Consider the following 18,239-nt stretch of genomic DNA (forward strand, 5'->3'; position numbering starts at 1 on the left):
AGATCTTCCTTCAATTGAAAGAAGACAGCCTATTACCGGCTGCCTTTACTCTGATTATATGATTTCTTTCCGCTTGAATAAGTAGGCAAATAAAATGATTCCCGCAACCGAGCTTAGCGCTGCACATAAGCCTATAACGCCATATCCAGCCTGCAGCCCGCGAAGCAGTCCTATTTGCGAACCGGCTCCGAAAATGCCTTTCGTCATCTCGATAACTCCCCCGATCAGATAGTTGCCAATGACGCTGCCGACTCCCATTAACGTAACCGTGAACGTAATTGCAGTATCACTGCCCTTCGGGTATCTTCTGGCGATAAAAGCCATGACTGTTGGATAAATCATCGCAATGCCGATACCGGCGGCAGCAAATAAAAATGCCAAGTTTTCTCCACCAAAAATTGCTGCAAAAGTACACGCTGCCGATAACCCTGAGAATACAATCAAAGATAACGTAAAACCAATTTTATCGGTTATCGGCCCAAGCAATAGCCGGGCAAGCGCAAAGCATAGGAAAAAAGCAGATAACATCCCTGAAGCCGAAACCGTACTCCAGCCATAGGCTTTTTCCAAAAAGTTAACGAGCCAGCCCCCGACAGCCAGTTCGGATACGACGCCAAACGTTAAGACAAGAACCATTAACCAAATGACAGGGTCTTTCAGCAAGGTTTTTAAAGGTATACGTTCTTCATGTTCTATGTTGTCCCCAGGAAAAGTACTGAAAAGTGCAAATACAATCGGTATGACCGACAAAAGCAGCATGACAAGATACATACCTCGCCAGTCCAGCGTATATCCGTTGATCGTAACCTTCATTAGCCCTGTCGCGATCAATGGTGCGACCGTCGAACTGAGGCCATAGAAGCCGTGGCTTAAATTCATCATCGTTCCCGTGTTTTTTACAAAGATGCGAGCACCCAGAATAGCCAGCCCGATCTCCAGCATCCCGTTCCCAATATACATTAAGAAATAAGACGCTGAAAACAAGGAATAATGCTGCGAAAAGAAAATGAATATCCCCGAGACAGCCATCGCCGCAAAAGCAGTAATCGTTACTCGTTTTATTCCCCATATCTTTGTCAGATACGCAGTAAAAGAGCAAGCAATTAAATAGCCCAGCGCATTAAGCGATAATAGAGTGCCGAGTTGAGATTCACTTAGCATAAAATCCAATTGAATACGTGGAATAGCCGGTCCCTTAATATTTTCTGAAATACCGAATATGATGAACCCGATAAATATTGTAGCCAGCTGCATCGCATATATTTTATTAAATATTCCTGATCGTTTTCCCACTCTTAGCTGCTCCTTATCTGTCATCTTTTTTCAATGACTCGTAGGTGATAAGTTAGACTCTCCAGCGAACTTCGTGTTACCGGAGAGAATTTGGCCGTTTACGATAAATCCAGCACCAGGAAAATGGTTTTTTGGAAACGTGACCACAGCAATTCTTTTTTCTTCCTCAAAGTTTTGTAGATGGTAAAATCCGTAGACCGTCATATTCATATCGTTTTCAACAATTTTGCGAAATCGAAGCCGATCAACAACTACGAATCCTAGACATTCTTTCGTTGTTTTGGAATTTCCTAATATGAGCATTTTGCATAATTCCCTATTTGAGAATTGAATAGCAGAACCTAGACCTAGTTGGTGGTGCATTTTCAGCTAAATCCACTCGGTTTTCAAAAATGGGCAGACCTGCAGAATTTTCTGCGCATTCAAAATTTTAAGCAGCGACTTTTCTGTATTTCTGAGCCATTGCCAGGGCAGAAGCCAGCAATACAATTGCATTTAAATATTGGTGAGTTATGACTTTCTCTATGCCCCAAACATGCATGGCGTCTGCGGTCAAATAGGTTTTCATTCGGGAGTTGCAGCGTTCTACACTCGTTCTTTCTTTGTAAAGTTCTTGCCAACGTTTCGTGTTCCGGTGCGGACTTGAATAACGGCGCAAATCGCTTTTTGTATCAACCTTGAGCACCATTCCATAGTTGGAAGATGAACAGGCTGCCATCCCCAGCGGACAATCCACCTTGCCGGTCGCATGGGGACACCGGAATTTCAGGTGATCGCCATCTACTCCCCAGTATGTCATGGCAAAACCCATGGAGCAGCAAGGTGTACCGTTAGATGTTATACCTGCAGGCGGTTCCTTCTCATTGCGAAGATTCATCGGGATAATCGCTTGCGCTTTGAGCTTCCGTGCCGCTTCATAGTTTTTAAGTTGGTCATACCCAGCATCAAACACAAAGAACTTCACTTTCGCATCGGCAGCCACTTGTTCCATAAGAGCGGGTGCCAGATCACCGTCATTGACATGAGCCGGTGTAACCGAGAGGGCCAGGGGCAGTTCGCTAGCGGTGTCGACAGCAAGATGAAGCTTATAGCCGAACCACTTGACCTTGTTACCAAAGGAGTCAAACTTCGCGCCCCAGTTGGCATTCCCCGTCAGCTCACTTTTGCGCTTCGGCTGTTTCTTCTCGTAGGCATGGATCGCTGCGCTGTCCATCGCCACGTGACTTCCATCGATGATTCCTTCCTGCTTACAGCGTGTGACGAGATCCTCAAACAGACGTTTTGCCAATCCCTTATTCGTTAGCTCAGTGAAAACGCGGCTTAATGTGGCGATTGATGGAGCTTTTCGATCAAGCCTAAGTCCGCATTGGTAACGGAAACGAAGATCCATATCCAGACGACGATGCAAGCCGCTAAATGTATCCATGTTCTCCAGTGGCGCTGCAAGCAATGCGCGAAGGATCCCTTGTCGACAGTGCCCTTCGGCACCTCGGGGTGAATGACTTCTCAATTCTTTAGCATATGGCCGTAAGTCCAGGGCGCTGAAGAAGATAGGCAAACGGTCTTTAAATTCAAGTTTTTGAAGTTCTTCAAAGGAAAATAGACTTTCTTGTAGAATATACATAGTGACTTCTCCCCCTTGGGTTTTCTGGTTTAGTCACTTGAAAACTTCTCCAAGTTGGGGTGAAGTCCTTTTTTTATGTTTGAAAACCTTTGTCTAGCAAGGGCTCAGGTTAATGCAAAATGCTCAATATAAGAACTCGTGAGCTTTTCCCATGAACAAGCTTCGATGGCTCGAATGACTGTCAGAGAGTAAAAACCCAGTCCACTTATTGGACTGGGTTGAGCCTAAAAGAAAATAAGCAATAACGTGCCAACTAAAAAACAATAATACGTAAAATAAATGAGCTTGCCTTTTTTCATAATTCCCATAAACCATTTCATAGCGAAATAGGTCATGAACAGTGTCGCAAGAAAGGCCGCAATATATGGAATTGCCAGTTCGCCTTTATTGGGTTCATTTATAAAATCAGAAAACCCGAGCACGACACCGCCAAGACTTACTGGAATATAGAGCATGAAGGCAAAACGTAGTGCTGTATCCTGTTTAATGCCGCTAGCAATAGCGGAAATAATGGTAGCTCCTGAGCGGCTAATGCCCGGTGTAAGTGCGACGGCCTGCCCTAAGCCAACTAAAATAGCATCCTTAAGCGTCATATCCGCCTCGCCTTTCGTGCCTTTCATATTCCGGATTAAAAATAAGGCAGCACCTGTAACAAATAGCATGATTGCAATGGTCGTCATACTTACACTATCTGCAATAAAATCCTTTAGAAGCACTCCAAGACCAGCTGCTGGAATCGTACCGATGATGATGTACAGCACAAACCGGAAATCGCTTTTGTAGCGCGTATCCTTTGTTTGCAAATAGCGGAATGAATTTGTGATTAAGCGAAGGATGTCCTCTCGATAGATCCAGAGTACGGCGAGTAATGAAGCGGTATTCGTTAAAATCGCAAATGTGAATCCCTGTTCGCCTAGACCTAAAATCTGACTTGCAATCATCACATGTCCACTAGACGATACTGGAATTGGTTCCGTAAAGCCTTGCACAAGCCCAATCACAATCATTTTTAAAATAAATAAAATATCGATCTCTCCCATAAGCCCTCCATCTTTACAGTTCTATCTTGATTTTAGTACTACTCTTTCTATTTTACAAAAAGTATAAAAAAAATCGTTCGATTAATCATACAAAATTATCAGCGAAGTGACAATATCGTCACCTACGAACTTGATCGATGGCGGCTACCGCAACCGTTCTAAATAAGTGGTTAAAGCCTTCTTAAACCACGCTTATTAAAGTAAGAAAGATTTAACTTGCTTATCCGCGGTGCATTAGATATTATGCAAATATAACAATCCGTTTAAAAGTTTAAACATTTGATCCATACAAGTGAGGTTAGCCATATATGGGAAAAGAAGCTCTGAACATTTTTCGGCAATGCCTTCCTGTTCTTCAAACCTTAAGCGATGCGCACCGTCAGGATATCTTGCTCCTGCTTTCCGAAAACGGCAGTCTGACCGTGAATGAAATAACGGAGCGAATGACACTGTCGCGGCCAGCCATTTCCCACCATCTTAAGCAGCTCAAAAACGCTGGCGTGGTTCAGGTCGAACAACAGGGCACACAGCGTTATTATTCATTGTCCCTGGAAAAGTCGGTATTGTTGTTAAAGCAATTATTAACGACACTGGAACGGGATTGCTTATAAATGAGGAGGTATCCGATGGATAATATAACGTCGAATCAGGTCGATCAAATTCTGCAAGCACATCGCCGATATTTTCACAATGGTAACACGCGAAGCATTTCTTTTCGCCTGGAACAGCTAAAAAAGTTGTCCGATGCGATCAAGCGCCATGAACAAACTTTGCTCTCCGCACTCTACAAAGACTTACGCAAAAGCGAATTCGAAGCTTATACAACGGAAATTGGATATACGCAAAGCAGTCTCCGCTATACGATGAAGCAATTACGGAAATGGGCAAAGCCGCAAAAAGTAAGGACCCCCTTCTATCATGTTGGTTCCAAAAGCTATATGTACAAGGAACCTTATGGGATCATCCTCATTATCGGGCCGTTCAATTATCCGTTCCAATTGTTGATCGAGCCGCTGATCGGGGCGATTGCTGCAGGAAACTGCGTCGTTTTAAAGCCTTCCGAGAATACGCCTACCGTTGCAGCCGCCGTCAAACAGCTGATTCAGGAAACGTTCGATGAGGATTACATTCGTGTGATTGAAGGTGAACGAGATACAACCTCGGCTTTAATACACGCTCCCTTTGACTATATCTTTTTTACAGGAAGCGTACCTGTGGGGAGAATTGTTATGGAGGCAGCTGCTAAAAATCTCGTTCCTGTCACGCTCGAGCTTGGGGGCAAAAGCCCTGTCATTGTAGAGAGGACGGCGGATATCAGCGCTGCAGCAAAAAAAATTATATGGGGAAAGATGATTAACACCGGCCAAACCTGCATAGCTCCCGACTATGTACTAGCACACTCGGATATTAAAGATGAATTCATCGAAAAGATGAAAGAAGCCATCACATCCTTCTATGGCTCGGATGCCAGTCAGAGCAGCGATTATGGCCGCATCGTAAATGGACGTCAATTCGATCGATTAGCTGCGATTCTAGAAAAAGATCAAGAAAACGTTATCTGGGGCGGCAAAACAGACAGGGAAGATCTTTATATCGAACCAACCCTCCTTCATACAACTTCCTGGTCGGATGCGGCGATGCAGGAAGAAATCTTTGGTCCGATCTTACCCATTATGGGTTTTGAACAATTAGAGGATGCGATTCAGATGATCATTTCCCGTCCCAAACCACTGGGGCTATATTTATTTACGAATGATAAAAGTGTCGAAAATGAAGTTCTTACCCGTGTCTCTTTTGGAGGCGGCTGTATCAATGACACAATCACGCATGTAGCCAATCCCCATTTGCCGTTTGGAGGCGTTGGGGAGGCAGGTATTGGCGCTTACCATGGAAAATTCAGCTTTGACCTGTTCTCCCACACCAAAAGCATTATGAAAAAAAGTACCAAGTTTGACATGAACATTTTGTTCCCGCCTTACGGCGATAACGTGAAATGGATCAGAAAACTATTGCGTTAAATTTCTTTCTCCATGACGTAATCATCCATCACAAACCCGTTTCCGATGTCAGCTACTTGGGTTCGGATGGTCTTAAAGCCTTTTTTCTCATACACCGCGATTGTAGAGGCGTTATGCCGGTTTACCGTAAGCCAGATGGCATCTAAATTGCGGTTACGGCAAATATCAACCAGCTGTTCCATCGCCTGACTGGCATAACCTTTACCACGGTGTTCTTGTAGAATATAAAATTTACTTAGAAACAACTTACTCTTGTCTTGCTTGATTCCTAAATAACCAATAGGGTAATCTTGGATAGTCATGAAATAATATTCATATCCCTGATTCGTTATTTGATCCGTCAATGCCGGGATCGATTGAAATTTCTCTACCATATACTCGATTTGTTCTTTAGAAATAATAGAGACAAAATACTCGTACCAAATCTCCGATGCCAGCTGGGCCAAAGACGCTATATCGTTCTCGGAATCGATTTTCGTTAAAGACAGCCGCATATAAACCCCTCCAATTTCATTTTTATTCTAATCGATCCGAGAACCTTTGACAATAAAATCTAGGCAGCCGCTTATAACTCTATGACTCAACAGGAAACCAGCCGAGACTGACACATTTCCCTAAATCCCAGCTATCCCAACCGATCCAGCCCGGTTCATTTACCGTATCCAGGAGCAATTTATAATTCCAATAGAAATGGCCGCTGCCTTGCTTCCAAGCCTCTAACTGCGCTTTCGCCAACTGGCTGTAAAATTCTTTTTTATGATCAGCGCTTAGTTTATCCTCCTTAGATTCGAGGCCATGAACGGGAGATAAGCCTCCTGCTGTATCGGTACCGCAGCCATAGGAGTTAAACAGACTCCATTCTCCGCAGATCACCGGGAAATACTGCTGCATTTCCGCGATATCTTTCGCAAAATGATTGTGAATGTACTCGGTATATCCCTCAATGGATTGCTCACAACCGGTGATTTCAGCCATCATTAGGTATTGGTGCGTGTCAAGAACAACATTTTTAAATTCCTCTTCTCGCATGAAATCCTTCCATGCTTTTAGTTCAAAGCCATCATGAATTACAATATACTTCTCTTCTGGAAGGTACCGGCGCATTCTCCGATAGGCCTCCACATAGAATTCTCGCAGAAAATCCAATGAAATCGGTGCACTGCCCGCAGCCAGCTCTGGATCGACCGGCTTGTAACGCTCTTGAACGCCGATCAAATCCCAGATGCGTTCCGTTATGGGTTCATTGAGGACGCCGATTCCCCAGAGACTCTTATTCTGGCCGTATCGTTCCGATAGCTTCTCTAAAAGCTTCAGCGTAAATTCAACGCTCTCAGGCTGCTGAGCCCATTTGCACACACCTGAAATCCCGCCATTATCAAAACCATTTTGGCTTCCAGGCACCGTATGTAATTCGATTAGCACCTGAAGCCCATACTTCTCAGCCCATAAAAAAGCCTTATCCAGCTCATCCACGCAGCCTATAAATGGAGGACAGTCTCCCATGACGAAATAAGGAACTGGGATACGAACGGCATTCAGTCCAAAAGATTTGATGGCAGCAAAATCTCGTTCTGTAATATATTCCTGACGATGTACTTTAATCCGAGCTTCATAGACTTCTTTGGAAAGCTGAGTAGGCAAATAATACTCATCCGCCGCGGTTGTGCCTTCAAATAGACCAGGACTCATCCACTTTTCCAGTACCAGCCAATTTCCAAGATTAACTCCTTTAATATACATCTTCATCCACCCTTTTCTGCTCTCATATTTGTAAGCTCAGGAATAGTGTATGGCAAAGACCAAACATCTTATATCACTTTTTACGCTTTTATATCATATAAGTCAGAAATGATGCGTTGTTTTTGATATACTGTTACTAGAGAGGAAAGGATTTGATCGTATAATGAATACGCTTTATTTAATGCAGTATATCGCTAACCTATTAAATACGAATGTATATAAATATACACTCGAGGGCATTCCTCTTGAGCAGACTTCTTCCCACCAAGATGGTCTCACGAAGCCTGCTGTGTTGGAGAGCTTTTTGCTGGAGGCCTGTTCCCAGGACATTCCGATTATTTTAGCTGCTGACAAACATCAACGTATATATTGCGCGGTCACTATTCCAAAGTTCATTTTTCTGGTAGGTCCAGTATATGTAAAAACCCCTCTAAGATTTCTTCACCACTTACCGATGTCCGATGGGAATTCAGAAGCAACTGTACCTGTATCAGAATGCGACCTCGATTCGTTGGTTCAAGCTTTGCTATTACTGCGAAATTTATTTTGCAAAGTACCCTTGAACGAGAATGTAGTATTCAGTCATAATTTTATTGAAGCTCAGATGAACCAGAACGCAAAAAAGCATTTCTCCGACCTGATATTTCAGAATCAGGAAGCTGGAGAAATGCATAACCCTTATGATCAGGAAGTCCGAGAATTCAACAGTATTCGAAATGGCGACATCAAACAGTTAGAGCAAAGCTGGCGGGAACATTTTAATGGTCAGTATGGTGTTCTCGCTAAGGACGAGCTCCGCGCGATCAAAAACATCTGTATTGTCGTCATCACATTGGCCAGCCGCGCAGCGATCGAAGGCGGCGTATCACCAGAGATCGCCTACTCTCTTAGTGATAGTTACATCTATCAAATCGAAGAATTATCCGACCCCCAGACGATAACTTATTTGTGCCGCGAAGCCGAATATGAATACACCCAGATGGTTCAGGACATCAAAAAGCAGAAGCGAAATCAGACATCTAAGAACAGTAACCATCCTCGAATCAGTCAGTGCAAGGATTATATTTTTAAGCATCTTCATGAGAAAATATATATAAAAGATATCGCCGCAGCATTAAATACGAACGCCAATTATTTGGCAGAGCTATTTATCCGCAGTGAAGGAATCAGCATTAGCAGCTTCATTATTCAGGAGAAGGTGAACTTAGCCAAGAATCTTCTGGTCTACTCCAAGTACTCCTACAGTGAAATTGCGGCTAATCTAGCTTTCTGTTCTCAAAGTCACTTTGGCAAGCATTTTAAAGAGGTGACCAACCTTACGCCAAAACAGTATCGCGAAGCTTTTGGGGTCAGATAACAACCGGTGTTCTGTTTATTTGATGATCTGAACTTCAGGCTCTGGAATGAACCCATATTCCTTGAAGATCGCTTCAGAAATGACCATTTGCAGATGAATAATATCTTCCGAAGTGGCATCATTTACATTGATCAGCATATTTCCATGGTGAGGAGAAATCATTGCGCCCCCGGACCCTGTCCCTTTCATTTGCAGATGATCGACTAACGCGCCAATGGACTTCCCAATATCATAATTATTTTTAAAATAGGATCCGCAGGAATGATGGACAAAATGCTTGTTTTTAGCTCGATACTCTTCGATTTCTTGGATGAATGTCGGGGTATTGGGCTGCGTAAGTCTCTTCATTTCACCCGAGAAAAATGTATAAAACTGCATTAAATTCGATTTATTGTCCTTCATAAGCATATATCTTTCCAGAATCGACTCAATCTCTGGCTGACTTAACAGCGGATAGCCTTCCACGGATATATCCGCCCCGACTATAATCCAGGGTTTATCTTGAAATAGAGATCGTTTATACCCGTACTGGCATTCTTCGACCGGAATACACTGGACCTCTAAATTGGGTTCAGCCATATCCAAATAATAAACTCTGGAGATAACATCTCCGATCTGCCCCTGATAGTACTTAGCATTCATGTAAATGCCTGCACCAAGACTACCCGGTAGCAAATGCGTAAATTGAAAATCTTCGCTTTGAATTAGCTCGCCCGCAAGAGCTAGCATCGCCATCGGTATCCCAGCCGATACAAACCATCTGTTTTCTTTAACCTCGAATTGCAATAGTTCTTTTAGGGATATATACATCTTATTTGCGTTTGGATAGTCAGAAAACAAAACGTTGCTCCCAATTCCAAAAATCGTATACTCCAGATGCTGTTGATTACAATATCGTAGAAGTTCAACTAACTCGCCGACAGTTTGTGGGCTGGCGAAATACTCCGCATTTCCTCCTATGGCATAGGAGCAATGGTTGGCTAATTTCTCCTGCTTTTTAATAAATTGTTCGAGACGACGTGGCTCTTTATGTGAAATCAATCCTGGTCACCTTTCTATCCTTGTGGTCAATTTATTTTATTCGTCACCTATTCATCTTATCATATGAAGCTGATGCCCAAAAATTGAAATAACTCCCTCCGTTCTAATAATTAAATACCGCAGATAGTGAAGCATGTATGAATTTTAAAACATTCTTTAGTCCATTCATCAATTTCGTTAACTATCTGTTTGGTAATCTCAGAGTTTGATGTGTTTATATTACGTTTGAGTTGATTCCAATCTTCTTCTGTAACTTCAGTAGGTCCATAATAATTAAAATCCTTAAAAGTTAGATATAAAAAATCTACTAATTTTGTTTCTGCTAAAGTTTCTTCAGTTAAATAGATTGAATCATTTTTCCAGTGAATATTAGCCAGTTGCCCCTGCATAAATTCGAAAACATCACTACGTGTAAGTTCTTGTTTATTTAGAATTTTCATTAATTCCCTCCCACTATAAATTAATATTTTCTCGCTCTTTCTCACATTTCCTTAGAATTTTAACATTGACTACCTCGAGAGGTGGATATAACGGGAAGTTTATTGAATTTATTTCCTTTCGGCAGTGTGCGGGAACAGAGATTGGAATGGATTTTCCAAAAAAAAGTGGTTTCCGTATGATCGCACCTTGGATATCCACAACACTTCCTTGATGGTTTACCCTCCCATGTCACACGGGGTCTATGCCCTTACATTCCTTCGTTCTACCTCTCAAGGGGTGGACGCCGTTTCTCGCTCCTTTACTGGGTCGTTGCCCTTATGGAATAGTTCCTGCGGCTGATCCGTGCTTCCATTGTCTCTGTATTGATCCTAAGCATATAGTGAGTCTATCGACCTGAACGTGATTGATTTAAGCAGCCAACTGAAGCTGAGCCCGGCGAACCGGTCCTAAGACATCAGCGGCATTGTATACGATTTTCCTTGTGCCTAACGTGTGTAAAATGCGAATCAGTTTTCCACAAAGCGCCACAATAGACTGTTTCTTTTTCAACGGATTGACCTGACGCTGCGTATAATACTGATGCATCGCTTTAAACTCCGGGTTCTTTGCCACCATGGGCAACACGGCTCGGAAAAGTAGTGCTCGAAGACGTGATCGACCTCGTTTGCTGATCGTCGTTCGACCCTTTTTCTTTCCAGAACTGTTTTCTCGCAGGTTAAGTCCCGCGAGACGGATAATCTGTTGACCGTGGCTATACCGAGATAGGTCACCGGTTTCTGCTAGGAAGCCAGCAAGTGTCGTGATTCCTACACCCGGAATAGTGAGCATTTCCTGTGTGCCAGAAATCTGTTTGAGTAATAACTCCACTTGATTCATGATCTCTTCCAGTTGTTGTGTAAATAAGGCGTACTGTTGCATCCAAGTGTGTAACTCTAACTTAGCAGCAGTGGTACCTTCTGTGAGTCCAATGGATTCAGAGGCAGCTTCCACAAGCTTTTCAGCTCGCTTTATCCCTACGGCTCGCTGTACGTCTTGCTTCCATCGCCCGAGGATCGCAGTGGCGCCAAGGGCTACGATCTCTTGCGGCAATGGAAACTCAGTCAACGTGACGAGCGCGGCTTTGCCCTCCCAGCTCTTAAAGACGTTGTTAAACTCCGGGAAAAACCGATCGAGCCAGTTTTGAATCCGTCTTTGGACTTGCCCCAAACTGACCATCGTTTTCTCACGCATATTCATGAGAATTCTCAAATCTGCGTAAACGCTAGTCGGTAGTTGGGGTTCGGTATAGTGACCGTTACGGACAAGATCCGCAATCACTTTGGCATCCTTGTAGTCATTTTTAGTCTGGGAGTTATCCTCCAGTTCCTTGCTCTTATGCACATGATGAGGATTCACGACCACGATACGAATGCCCTTGTCTTGCAAGAACTCAGCCAGGGGAAACCAGTAGTGTCCGGTGGGCTCAATGCCAAACACAATATCTGTTTTGGCGTACTGCCTCTGCAATGCCTTCATCCACGATACGAGTTTCGAGAGTCCCTTACGGCTGTTTTCAAATACACAGTCTTTGCCAAGCTCGATTCCGCGAAAATCGATCGCTCTGGCAACATGGGTGTCCTTTGCAATATCTGCACCGACAACCAAAGTTTGATCTGTAATGTCCAAAATGCGTTGATTCTGTTTCTCTTTTAGCTTATACTTCATTTGAGCGTCCTCCTTCTAATTAGGGCAGTGAATGGTTCGCATTCCAAGACCCAGCATACAGGAGGCGCTTTTTTTGTTCAAATCTCATATTAATTCATTACAGGAATAGCTCCATACTACTTTTGGAATATTACACCATGCGGCTAGAGAGATGCGTACTTATCAGGCACGCCACTATAACAAAAAAAGCCGTCAAACTGACGACTTTTTACGCGTATATTTTTGCAGCCCACCGCAACCTATTATTGTTAATTTCCTCTGCCAGCATCAGCATACGACTTGTTCTGCCAGCTTATGACTGTCTATCACCCGACTTGCACTGATCAGGCAATCATCTGGAAGATCCAAACCATGGAGGAAATCGTCGACTGCACCTGTAAATCCACGGCGATATAAGATACTGTCCCAGCTGCCAAACGTCTCCACTTGTGGAAGTACACCACGCTCCATATACGTAGCTTCATCCAGATTGAGGACAGTTGCCGACCTTCCGCCCCCGTGCAACTCAATTTTCTCTAAGTCAGCCCCCGCTTGCCGCACCATATCAAACGTACTGTACACGGTATTACTGAGCCGTACAGCCCCTGCTCCGTGCAGCAGCCTGCCTGCATCGTCCTTGCGAATATAATGATGAAGCAGTTCATAGTCATGATCCGTCATCCATAATAGCAAGTCAAGCATGTGAATCAAATCATCATATACGGTCTCCTTCGCAGGGCGCTGATGAATCCCTGAACGATGCTTAACCACGGTCACTGAATCGCAGCCCTGACCCCCCGCCATCCACTCCCGGACTTTCCGATACAGGGGAGCATATCTGCGGTTAAATCCAACAGCCAGCAATAATCCCTGAGCTTCGGCAAAGGCAGTCATCTCATTGGACTCCCGCAAGCTATAGGATAGAGGTTTGTCGACATAGACAGACAGCCCACGTTCGAGGCACTGCATAACGATATCAAAATGAGCCTCCGTTGCCGTGTGAACAAAAACTGCATCAAGATCCCAAGACAATACCTCTTCCATATCCGTTGTCCCTCGTTCAATTCGGTACAGATTTTGCATGTCCTGCACTGCCCCTGCAGATCGATTCATCAGCCCAACAATCTCTACATCAGAATGGGATGACAGTAGAGGCAGGTATACTTTGCGCGCGATACTCCCAAGCCCTATGATTGCAACACGGGTTCGTTTAGCCACATTGTCCATCGACGAAATTCACCTCTCTAACAGCCTGGGTACTTACTTCTGAATAACCAAATCAATCTCCTGAAAACGGCTCACTTTTGTCTTCCAACGCTCCTCAACATACTTGACATGTACCGGATGGTTATTGTACGCGTCGTAAGCATTCTGATCAGCAAACACCATGGAGAATCCATAATCAAAATCATTCTTCTCACTCACCTGACGAAACACTTCGAATTGCTCAACGCCAGGAATCGCAGCCAGTTCTTCTCTGCTTACTTGCAGAAAAGCTTCTGTCTCGGGATTGTCCTTACCAGAATGCAATGAAAATGTCACCATATGTCTAATGGAACTCATTCAAATTCCTCCTTCATACTCCGTGATTGCTTGGTTTAACTTAGTCTATTAAATAATAAGCTACTAAAATCCAAATGTATACTGTTTTAGGACAGCAATTTCCTTTTTCAAACTTGCTGCGGCTTTAAGAGTCCAATAAGGATTCCTTAACATCCCTCTTCCGATTGCTACAAGATCTGCATCTTCATTGCCAATAACGGCAGTGGCCAAAGACAGTGGGGTTTTGATTGGAGCACATTAATAAGAACGCCCTCAACAATGAATAAAGACGAGGGCGTTCTTGTCAGGATGCAATTAAATGAGAATAGAATAACAGTTAGTATCTGATTCCACCTTTCTTTAGACTAATTCTCACCGTATACCTTAACTTCCCATAAACGAGGCGTATACCAGTTGCCTGGATTGTTCCAGAGATCCGCATCGACCATGTTGATTCTTACATATCTCGCCGTGGCCGATAGCGTATCAGAGGTAAATCCATACGTTGTGTTTCCCGTTCGATCCAGCGCTACCGTCCAGTTCAGATTATCTGTGCTGGTCTCGATTTTATACTTATAAAACGCCTCAGATCCTTTCACCATGAACCAGGAAATTTGAATGTTCTTGATACTGCTTACGGAGCCCAGGTCCACAGTCCACCAATGCGGCCAGGTCACGCTTGTCCCGACCCATTCGGATTGATAGTTGCCGTCGTTGGCATAGTTTGCTGGATTAGATGCTAATGCAGATTGAGCCGTCGCAGGCTTGCCTTGAGACAGCAGTGAACCGTTCGCTGCACCTTCTACCATTCCTGTTGCCGCATCAATTTTGATTTGGTCATAATACGTCATGGATGCGGTTGTCCCCTCTAAATTAAGCGGTAGCCAAACATATCTCGAGTCGCTTAATGCGCTTGGATTCCAGCGGTCACCCACATAGATAAAGGAGGTGGCGCCGCTGCCCTGTAGCGTTAGTATAAAGGCTGGCTGCGTATAAAAAGTAGCTCTGTCGCCTAACGGCTGTAGATCCGACCATGGCCCATTTATATGGGTTGCCGTGGAATACATCGCCTGATTCGGATACCAGCCGGATGCCCCAGAGGTAATAAGGTAATAAATTGAACCTTTCTTCACAACGGCCGGCGCTTCCCGATGGTCGCCCTCATAAATCATGTTTAATTCCTCAGCGATTTCCAAATAGTCGGGGGTAAGTTTGTAGAGCCTCAAATTATAGTTATTATCTGACGAAGAGAAAAGATAAGCCTGACCGTCCGTATCCTTGAAAATAGTCATATCCCTTGACGCTTTGCCATTCGGTTGGAAGCTCCCGTGATACGTAAACGGTCCCGTTGGCGTGGAGGAAGTGGCTACCGCAACCCTTGCCAAGGTGTATCCGCTGCCATCTTCATAGTGAGCCCACATCACGTATTTTCCCGTCGCATCATTATAGATTACCTTTGGTCGTTCGATCTTTGCATATTGCAGCTCTGAATCTGATGCGGTAGTCAGCGCATAACTGCGCCATGTCCAGGTCTTCAAATCGGTGGATGAGTAAACCGTAACTGCTTTAAAATTGGCGCTGTTGTGGATCTTATCTTCACCGTACCAAAAGTAGGTTGAACCCACCTTAAGAATCGACCCGGCATGCGCCTGCAAGGAATCATTGTTCACGTCTTTCCACGGGGTACCATTTGCAATGGTTACGACTGCTGCATCGGCTTGAGGCAAATCTGTTGACAAACAAACGGCTAATAATACAAAAACGAGCAATAATCCAAACCCTCTTTTCATAAACTTACCTCCTTCATTTGTATTGGTTTACCTCTATTCCATCGTAGAGCGATCCTTGGAATAAGTGCTCACCTCCTCCCCTCATTCATTCGAGTTAAGTGCGCTTCCACATTCTATATATAACAATATATTACATTTATTAACAGTTAAAAATGGCTGGATTTATGAACTTATGATCCTGAAGCCTGCTGAATAATAGGTGTAAATATGTAAAAAAACAAACTAGTCGCTCCTGCACCGTCTACAGCAAAAAAATGCAGCAACCTCAGATTTGTTCAGCCGTAGATGGCGAAATACTTCACAAAACAGTATTCCTTCTACTGGTATGGTTGAACTCCCCAAGCTATAATGAGTCAGGAATAGCGTCAGTTTTACGACCGCACAAGGGGGTGACTTGCATTTACAAGTTAAATAAAATAAGAACGAATGGCCAGTTATATGTAAAGCTGCTACTTGCCATTACTCTTTGCATCGTTGTATCCATCTTCGTAAGTTCTTTCATCTACTATTTTACGTTTATGCGTATTCTACAGAATGAAGCATTCGAGTCTGATCTCGCCAATCTTAGGCAAACAGGAAAAACCGTTGCCAATACAACGGAAAACGCTCAGACGGTCGCTTTTCAGATTTATCGGAACAACGCCATATCCAAGCTTCTGTATTACAATACTCCGAACCCGTTCGACACCCAAGCTGCCATGCTGGATCTGAATAACTACTTGGTAACCATGCCTTATATTCATTCCATCTATGTGTATAATCCGCTCTCAGAAACATATTATATTGCCAGTCGGAATGGACAAAAAGGCATCATCCATGAAAGCGAGCTCCAGGATCAGGACATGATCCAGATTTTGAGCAATTACGGTCAATACAAGCCGTTTACTCCGATCCCCCGGTATATGCATGCGAATAAGGAAACGGAGGAAATTGTAAGCATCTATACCTATCTTTGTTATGATGCTATTGGATTTAACCGGACAATTAACTCTGCTGTCATTGTTAATATATCGGCCTCCTGGATCAATCAAGGATTAGTCGGACAACAAGACAAAGATAAGTCGCGGACATTCTTAATTGACGATCGCCAGGCGATTCTTTCAGCGGAGGACTTAACCCCTGTCATGCTGAGCGCTTCGGAGCTACAGCTGATTGAGCGACTCGTCCTGAACAAAGATTCCGGCTACACTGTTGATCGATTTGATCATTCTAAATCCTTGATTACCTACACAGCCCCAAATCAGTATAACTGGCATTATGTCCGCATCACGCCTTACAGTGAAATTACGATGAAACTGAGAAACATGAAATTGAAAACGCTTCTAATTGCATGCCTAGTTGTAACCATAGGTGTATTCCTAGCCTGGCTCGTCTCGCGCTTCCTTTATGTTCCGATCCACAAAATTGAAAGTCAAATGAAATATCTTGAATCGGAAAAGCGTGACAGCAGTTATACGCTAAGGCAGAATACATTGCGTAAATTGATTCAGATACAGGATTTCAATGTCCAAGCCCAAACGGGAAAGCTAAGAAGCATGGGCATTTCCTTCGATTTTACAAAGCCATACCGGTTGGCTTATTTACGTATTGATCGTTTTAAACAGTTAAAAGAAGAACAGCACAATGATCTGCTTACGTATAAATTTGCAATCATGAACATCGCAACGGAAATATGCTCGAGACAATACACCGTAGATTCCATCGATTTAGAGGATGATAGCATTCTAATGCTCATCAATACGTTTGAAGAATTCCCCTCCCCTTTTGAGACACATGAAATGATGCTCCGTGACATCCAGAACGCGTGTATGGAATATATACGCATAGGATTGACTATTGTCCTGACTCCAGTTACAGAGAATCCTCACGACCTTCATGCAATGTTCAAGCTTGTTAAAGAAGCAACCAGTCAACGCTTCTTCAAAGGATTAGGCTCGATCATCGAAGCGGTTCCACTCATGTCGAATAACAAATATTCCTTTCCTCTCGGGAAAGAGAAACGAATGTTGGAAGCATTAGCCGGAGGAAAAATGGAAGAAGCTAAAGCTCTGTTTGACGAAATTATGCAGGGGACCGTCGGCTATTCCTATCCGGTTGCTCATGGAGCAGCCTCACACCTCTCTGTAACACTAGATAATATGCTTACTGAGATTGAACGCAACAGCTCTATGCAGCTTGGATTAGGAGCTGATTTTACAATTCCGCGAATGGATCAGTACGAAACCCTTGTAGAACTGACAGAAGCATTCCATACATTCTTCGATCTGTTGAATTCGAAGCTGATTGCCAAACGGAACGGCAAGCACGAGGAGCTCATTCACAGAATTAATGATATGATCGAGGCGTACTATCACGATCCAAATTTCAGTCTGAACTATTTAGCCGATGAATTGAATTTGTCCACCTACCACATCAGCCGCGTCTATCGCCAGCATACCTTATCAACAATCGTCGAAATGATCAATCATACTCGAATTAAAAATGCCAAGGCGCTGCTAACGAGCTCTCGCCTCCCGATCTCCGAAATTGCAGCTCGGACTGGCTACACGAACAGTTCCTACTTTTATCGCATGTTTAAGAAGGTAACCGGCGTCACTCCTTCGGAATATCGCAATGCCAACCCGCCAACAGCAGAATAAAAAAAGCAAGCAAGCTGCTCCGTTAACCGGT

The 18,239-nt window shown here is 43.7% G+C and carries 15 protein-coding genes and 2 pseudogenes; 4 read left to right on the forward strand and 13 right to left on the reverse strand.

Translation table 11 applies throughout. The features are described 5' to 3' along the window. Positions 1-54: 54 nt before the first annotated feature. The 4 genes and pseudogenes from EIM92_RS16460 to EIM92_RS16475 all read right to left on the reverse strand — a co-directional run bounded on the left by EIM92_RS16460 (position 55) and on the right by EIM92_RS16475 (position 3,957). Complete coding sequence (locus tag EIM92_RS16460; protein ID WP_246021435.1) at positions 55-1,254, reverse strand: MFS transporter; 1,200 nt, start codon at positions 1,252-1,254, stop codon at positions 55-57. A gap of 81 nt (positions 1,255-1,335) precedes the next feature. Beyond that, positions 1,336-1,515, reverse strand: a pseudogene (locus EIM92_RS24285) (ROK family protein); the annotation flags it as partial. A 208-nt stretch (positions 1,516-1,723) separates the two neighbouring features. Further along, on the reverse strand, positions 1,724-2,917 hold the full coding sequence (locus tag EIM92_RS16470; protein ID WP_125083570.1) for a transposase: 1,194 nt from the start codon (positions 2,915-2,917) through the stop codon (positions 1,724-1,726). A gap of 224 nt (positions 2,918-3,141) precedes the next feature. Beyond that, positions 3,142-3,957, reverse strand: coding sequence for an undecaprenyl-diphosphate phosphatase (locus EIM92_RS16475; protein WP_125083571.1), 816 nt, complete (start codon positions 3,955-3,957; stop codon positions 3,142-3,144). A 308-nt stretch (positions 3,958-4,265) separates the two neighbouring features. Here EIM92_RS16475 and EIM92_RS16480 point away from each other — a divergent pair, with 308 nt between their 5' ends. Both EIM92_RS16480 and EIM92_RS16485 read left to right on the forward strand, forming a co-directional pair. Next, positions 4,266-4,568: an ArsR/SmtB family transcription factor gene (locus tag EIM92_RS16480; protein WP_125083572.1), complete on the forward strand. Its 303-nt coding sequence runs from the start codon at positions 4,266-4,268 to the stop codon at positions 4,566-4,568. 15 nt (positions 4,569-4,583) lie between these two features. Then, complete coding sequence (locus EIM92_RS16485) at positions 4,584-5,975, forward strand: aldehyde dehydrogenase (RefSeq protein ID WP_125083573.1); 1,392 nt, start codon at positions 4,584-4,586, stop codon at positions 5,973-5,975. Here the strand turns inward: EIM92_RS16485 and EIM92_RS16490 are convergent. Then, positions 5,972-6,469 carry a GNAT family N-acetyltransferase gene (locus EIM92_RS16490; protein ID WP_125083574.1) on the reverse strand — a complete coding sequence of 166 codons (498 nt, stop codon included), beginning with the start codon at positions 6,467-6,469 and terminating at the stop codon, positions 5,972-5,974. The genes EIM92_RS16485 and EIM92_RS16490 overlap by 4 nt on opposite strands. A gap of 79 nt (positions 6,470-6,548) precedes the next feature. After that, entirely contained in the window at positions 6,549-7,715 is a 1,167-nt protein-coding gene (locus tag EIM92_RS16495) for a glycoside hydrolase family 5 protein (protein WP_125083575.1), read from the reverse strand. Positions 7,716-7,878: 163 nt separating this feature from the next. Here EIM92_RS16495 and EIM92_RS16500 point away from each other — a divergent pair, with 163 nt between their 5' ends. Then, positions 7,879-9,072, forward strand: a complete 1,194-nt coding sequence (locus tag EIM92_RS16500) for a helix-turn-helix domain-containing protein (protein WP_125083576.1) — start codon at positions 7,879-7,881, stop codon at positions 9,070-9,072. A gap of 15 nt (positions 9,073-9,087) precedes the next feature. On the opposite strand, the gene murB is transcribed toward EIM92_RS16500, so the two are convergent. From murB to EIM92_RS16535, 7 genes and pseudogenes are all read right to left on the reverse strand, one after another. Then, complete coding sequence (murB, locus tag EIM92_RS16505; RefSeq protein WP_246021021.1) at positions 9,088-10,113, reverse strand: UDP-N-acetylmuramate dehydrogenase; 1,026 nt, start codon at positions 10,111-10,113, stop codon at positions 9,088-9,090. Positions 10,114-10,223: 110 nt separating this feature from the next. Continuing rightward, positions 10,224-10,553, reverse strand: coding sequence for a hypothetical protein (locus EIM92_RS16510; RefSeq protein ID WP_125083577.1), 330 nt, complete (start codon positions 10,551-10,553; stop codon positions 10,224-10,226). A gap of 409 nt (positions 10,554-10,962) precedes the next feature. Next, positions 10,963-12,258, reverse strand: a complete 1,296-nt coding sequence (locus EIM92_RS16515) for an IS110 family RNA-guided transposase (protein ID WP_125081302.1) — start codon at positions 12,256-12,258, stop codon at positions 10,963-10,965. A 267-nt stretch (positions 12,259-12,525) separates the two neighbouring features. Further along, on the reverse strand, positions 12,526-13,464 hold the full coding sequence (locus EIM92_RS16520; RefSeq protein WP_125083578.1) for a Gfo/Idh/MocA family protein: 939 nt from the start codon (positions 13,462-13,464) through the stop codon (positions 12,526-12,528). A 33-nt stretch (positions 13,465-13,497) separates the two neighbouring features. Beyond that, positions 13,498-13,800 (reverse strand): Dabb family protein, encoded by a 303-nt coding sequence (locus tag EIM92_RS16525; RefSeq protein ID WP_125083579.1) that lies wholly within the window; start codon positions 13,798-13,800, stop codon positions 13,498-13,500. Positions 13,801-13,863: 63 nt separating this feature from the next. Continuing rightward, positions 13,864-14,010, reverse strand: a pseudogene (locus EIM92_RS24290) (NADPH dehydrogenase); the annotation flags it as partial. Between the two features lie 134 nt (positions 14,011-14,144). Then, positions 14,145-15,569 (reverse strand): family 43 glycosylhydrolase, encoded by a 1,425-nt coding sequence (locus EIM92_RS16535; RefSeq protein ID WP_125083580.1) that lies wholly within the window; start codon positions 15,567-15,569, stop codon positions 14,145-14,147. Between the two features lie 389 nt (positions 15,570-15,958). Between EIM92_RS16535 and EIM92_RS16540 the strand changes: the two genes are divergently transcribed. Beyond that, entirely contained in the window at positions 15,959-18,208 is a 2,250-nt protein-coding gene (locus tag EIM92_RS16540) for an AraC family transcriptional regulator (RefSeq protein ID WP_164515132.1), read from the forward strand. Positions 18,209-18,239 lie beyond the last annotated feature (31 nt).

Source organism: Paenibacillus lentus (assembly GCF_003931855.1).
Classification (GTDB): domain Bacteria; phylum Bacillota; class Bacilli; order Paenibacillales; family Paenibacillaceae; genus Fontibacillus; species Fontibacillus lentus.

Excerpts from the sequence above, each read along its gene's own strand:
- EIM92_RS16460 (WP_246021435.1), bottom strand. The coding sequence starts at position 1,254 with ATGCAGCTGGCTACAATATTTATCGGGTTCATCATATTCGGTATTTCA.
- EIM92_RS16470 (WP_125083570.1), bottom strand. The coding sequence starts at position 2,917 with ATGTATATTCTACAAGAAAGTCTATTTTCCTTTGAAGAACTTCAAAAA.
- EIM92_RS16475 (WP_125083571.1), bottom strand. The coding sequence starts at position 3,957 with ATGGGAGAGATCGATATTTTATTTATTTTAAAAATGATTGTGATTGGG.
- EIM92_RS16480 (WP_125083572.1), top strand. The coding sequence starts at position 4,266 with ATGGGAAAAGAAGCTCTGAACATTTTTCGGCAATGCCTTCCTGTTCTT.
- EIM92_RS16485 (WP_125083573.1), top strand. The coding sequence starts at position 4,584 with ATGGATAATATAACGTCGAATCAGGTCGATCAAATTCTGCAAGCACAT.
- EIM92_RS16490 (WP_125083574.1), bottom strand. The coding sequence starts at position 6,469 with ATGCGGCTGTCTTTAACGAAAATCGATTCCGAGAACGATATAGCGTCT.
- EIM92_RS16495 (WP_125083575.1), bottom strand. The coding sequence starts at position 7,715 with ATGTATATTAAAGGAGTTAATCTTGGAAATTGGCTGGTACTGGAAAAG.
- EIM92_RS16500 (WP_125083576.1), top strand. The coding sequence starts at position 7,879 with ATGAATACGCTTTATTTAATGCAGTATATCGCTAACCTATTAAATACG.
- EIM92_RS16510 (WP_125083577.1), bottom strand. The coding sequence starts at position 10,553 with ATGAAAATTCTAAATAAACAAGAACTTACACGTAGTGATGTTTTCGAA.
- EIM92_RS16515 (WP_125081302.1), bottom strand. The coding sequence starts at position 12,258 with ATGAAGTATAAGCTAAAAGAGAAACAGAATCAACGCATTTTGGACATT.
- EIM92_RS16520 (WP_125083578.1), bottom strand. The coding sequence starts at position 13,464 with ATGGACAATGTGGCTAAACGAACCCGTGTTGCAATCATAGGGCTTGGG.
- EIM92_RS16525 (WP_125083579.1), bottom strand. The coding sequence starts at position 13,800 with ATGAGTTCCATTAGACATATGGTGACATTTTCATTGCATTCTGGTAAG.
- EIM92_RS16535 (WP_125083580.1), bottom strand. The coding sequence starts at position 15,569 with ATGAAAAGAGGGTTTGGATTATTGCTCGTTTTTGTATTATTAGCCGTT.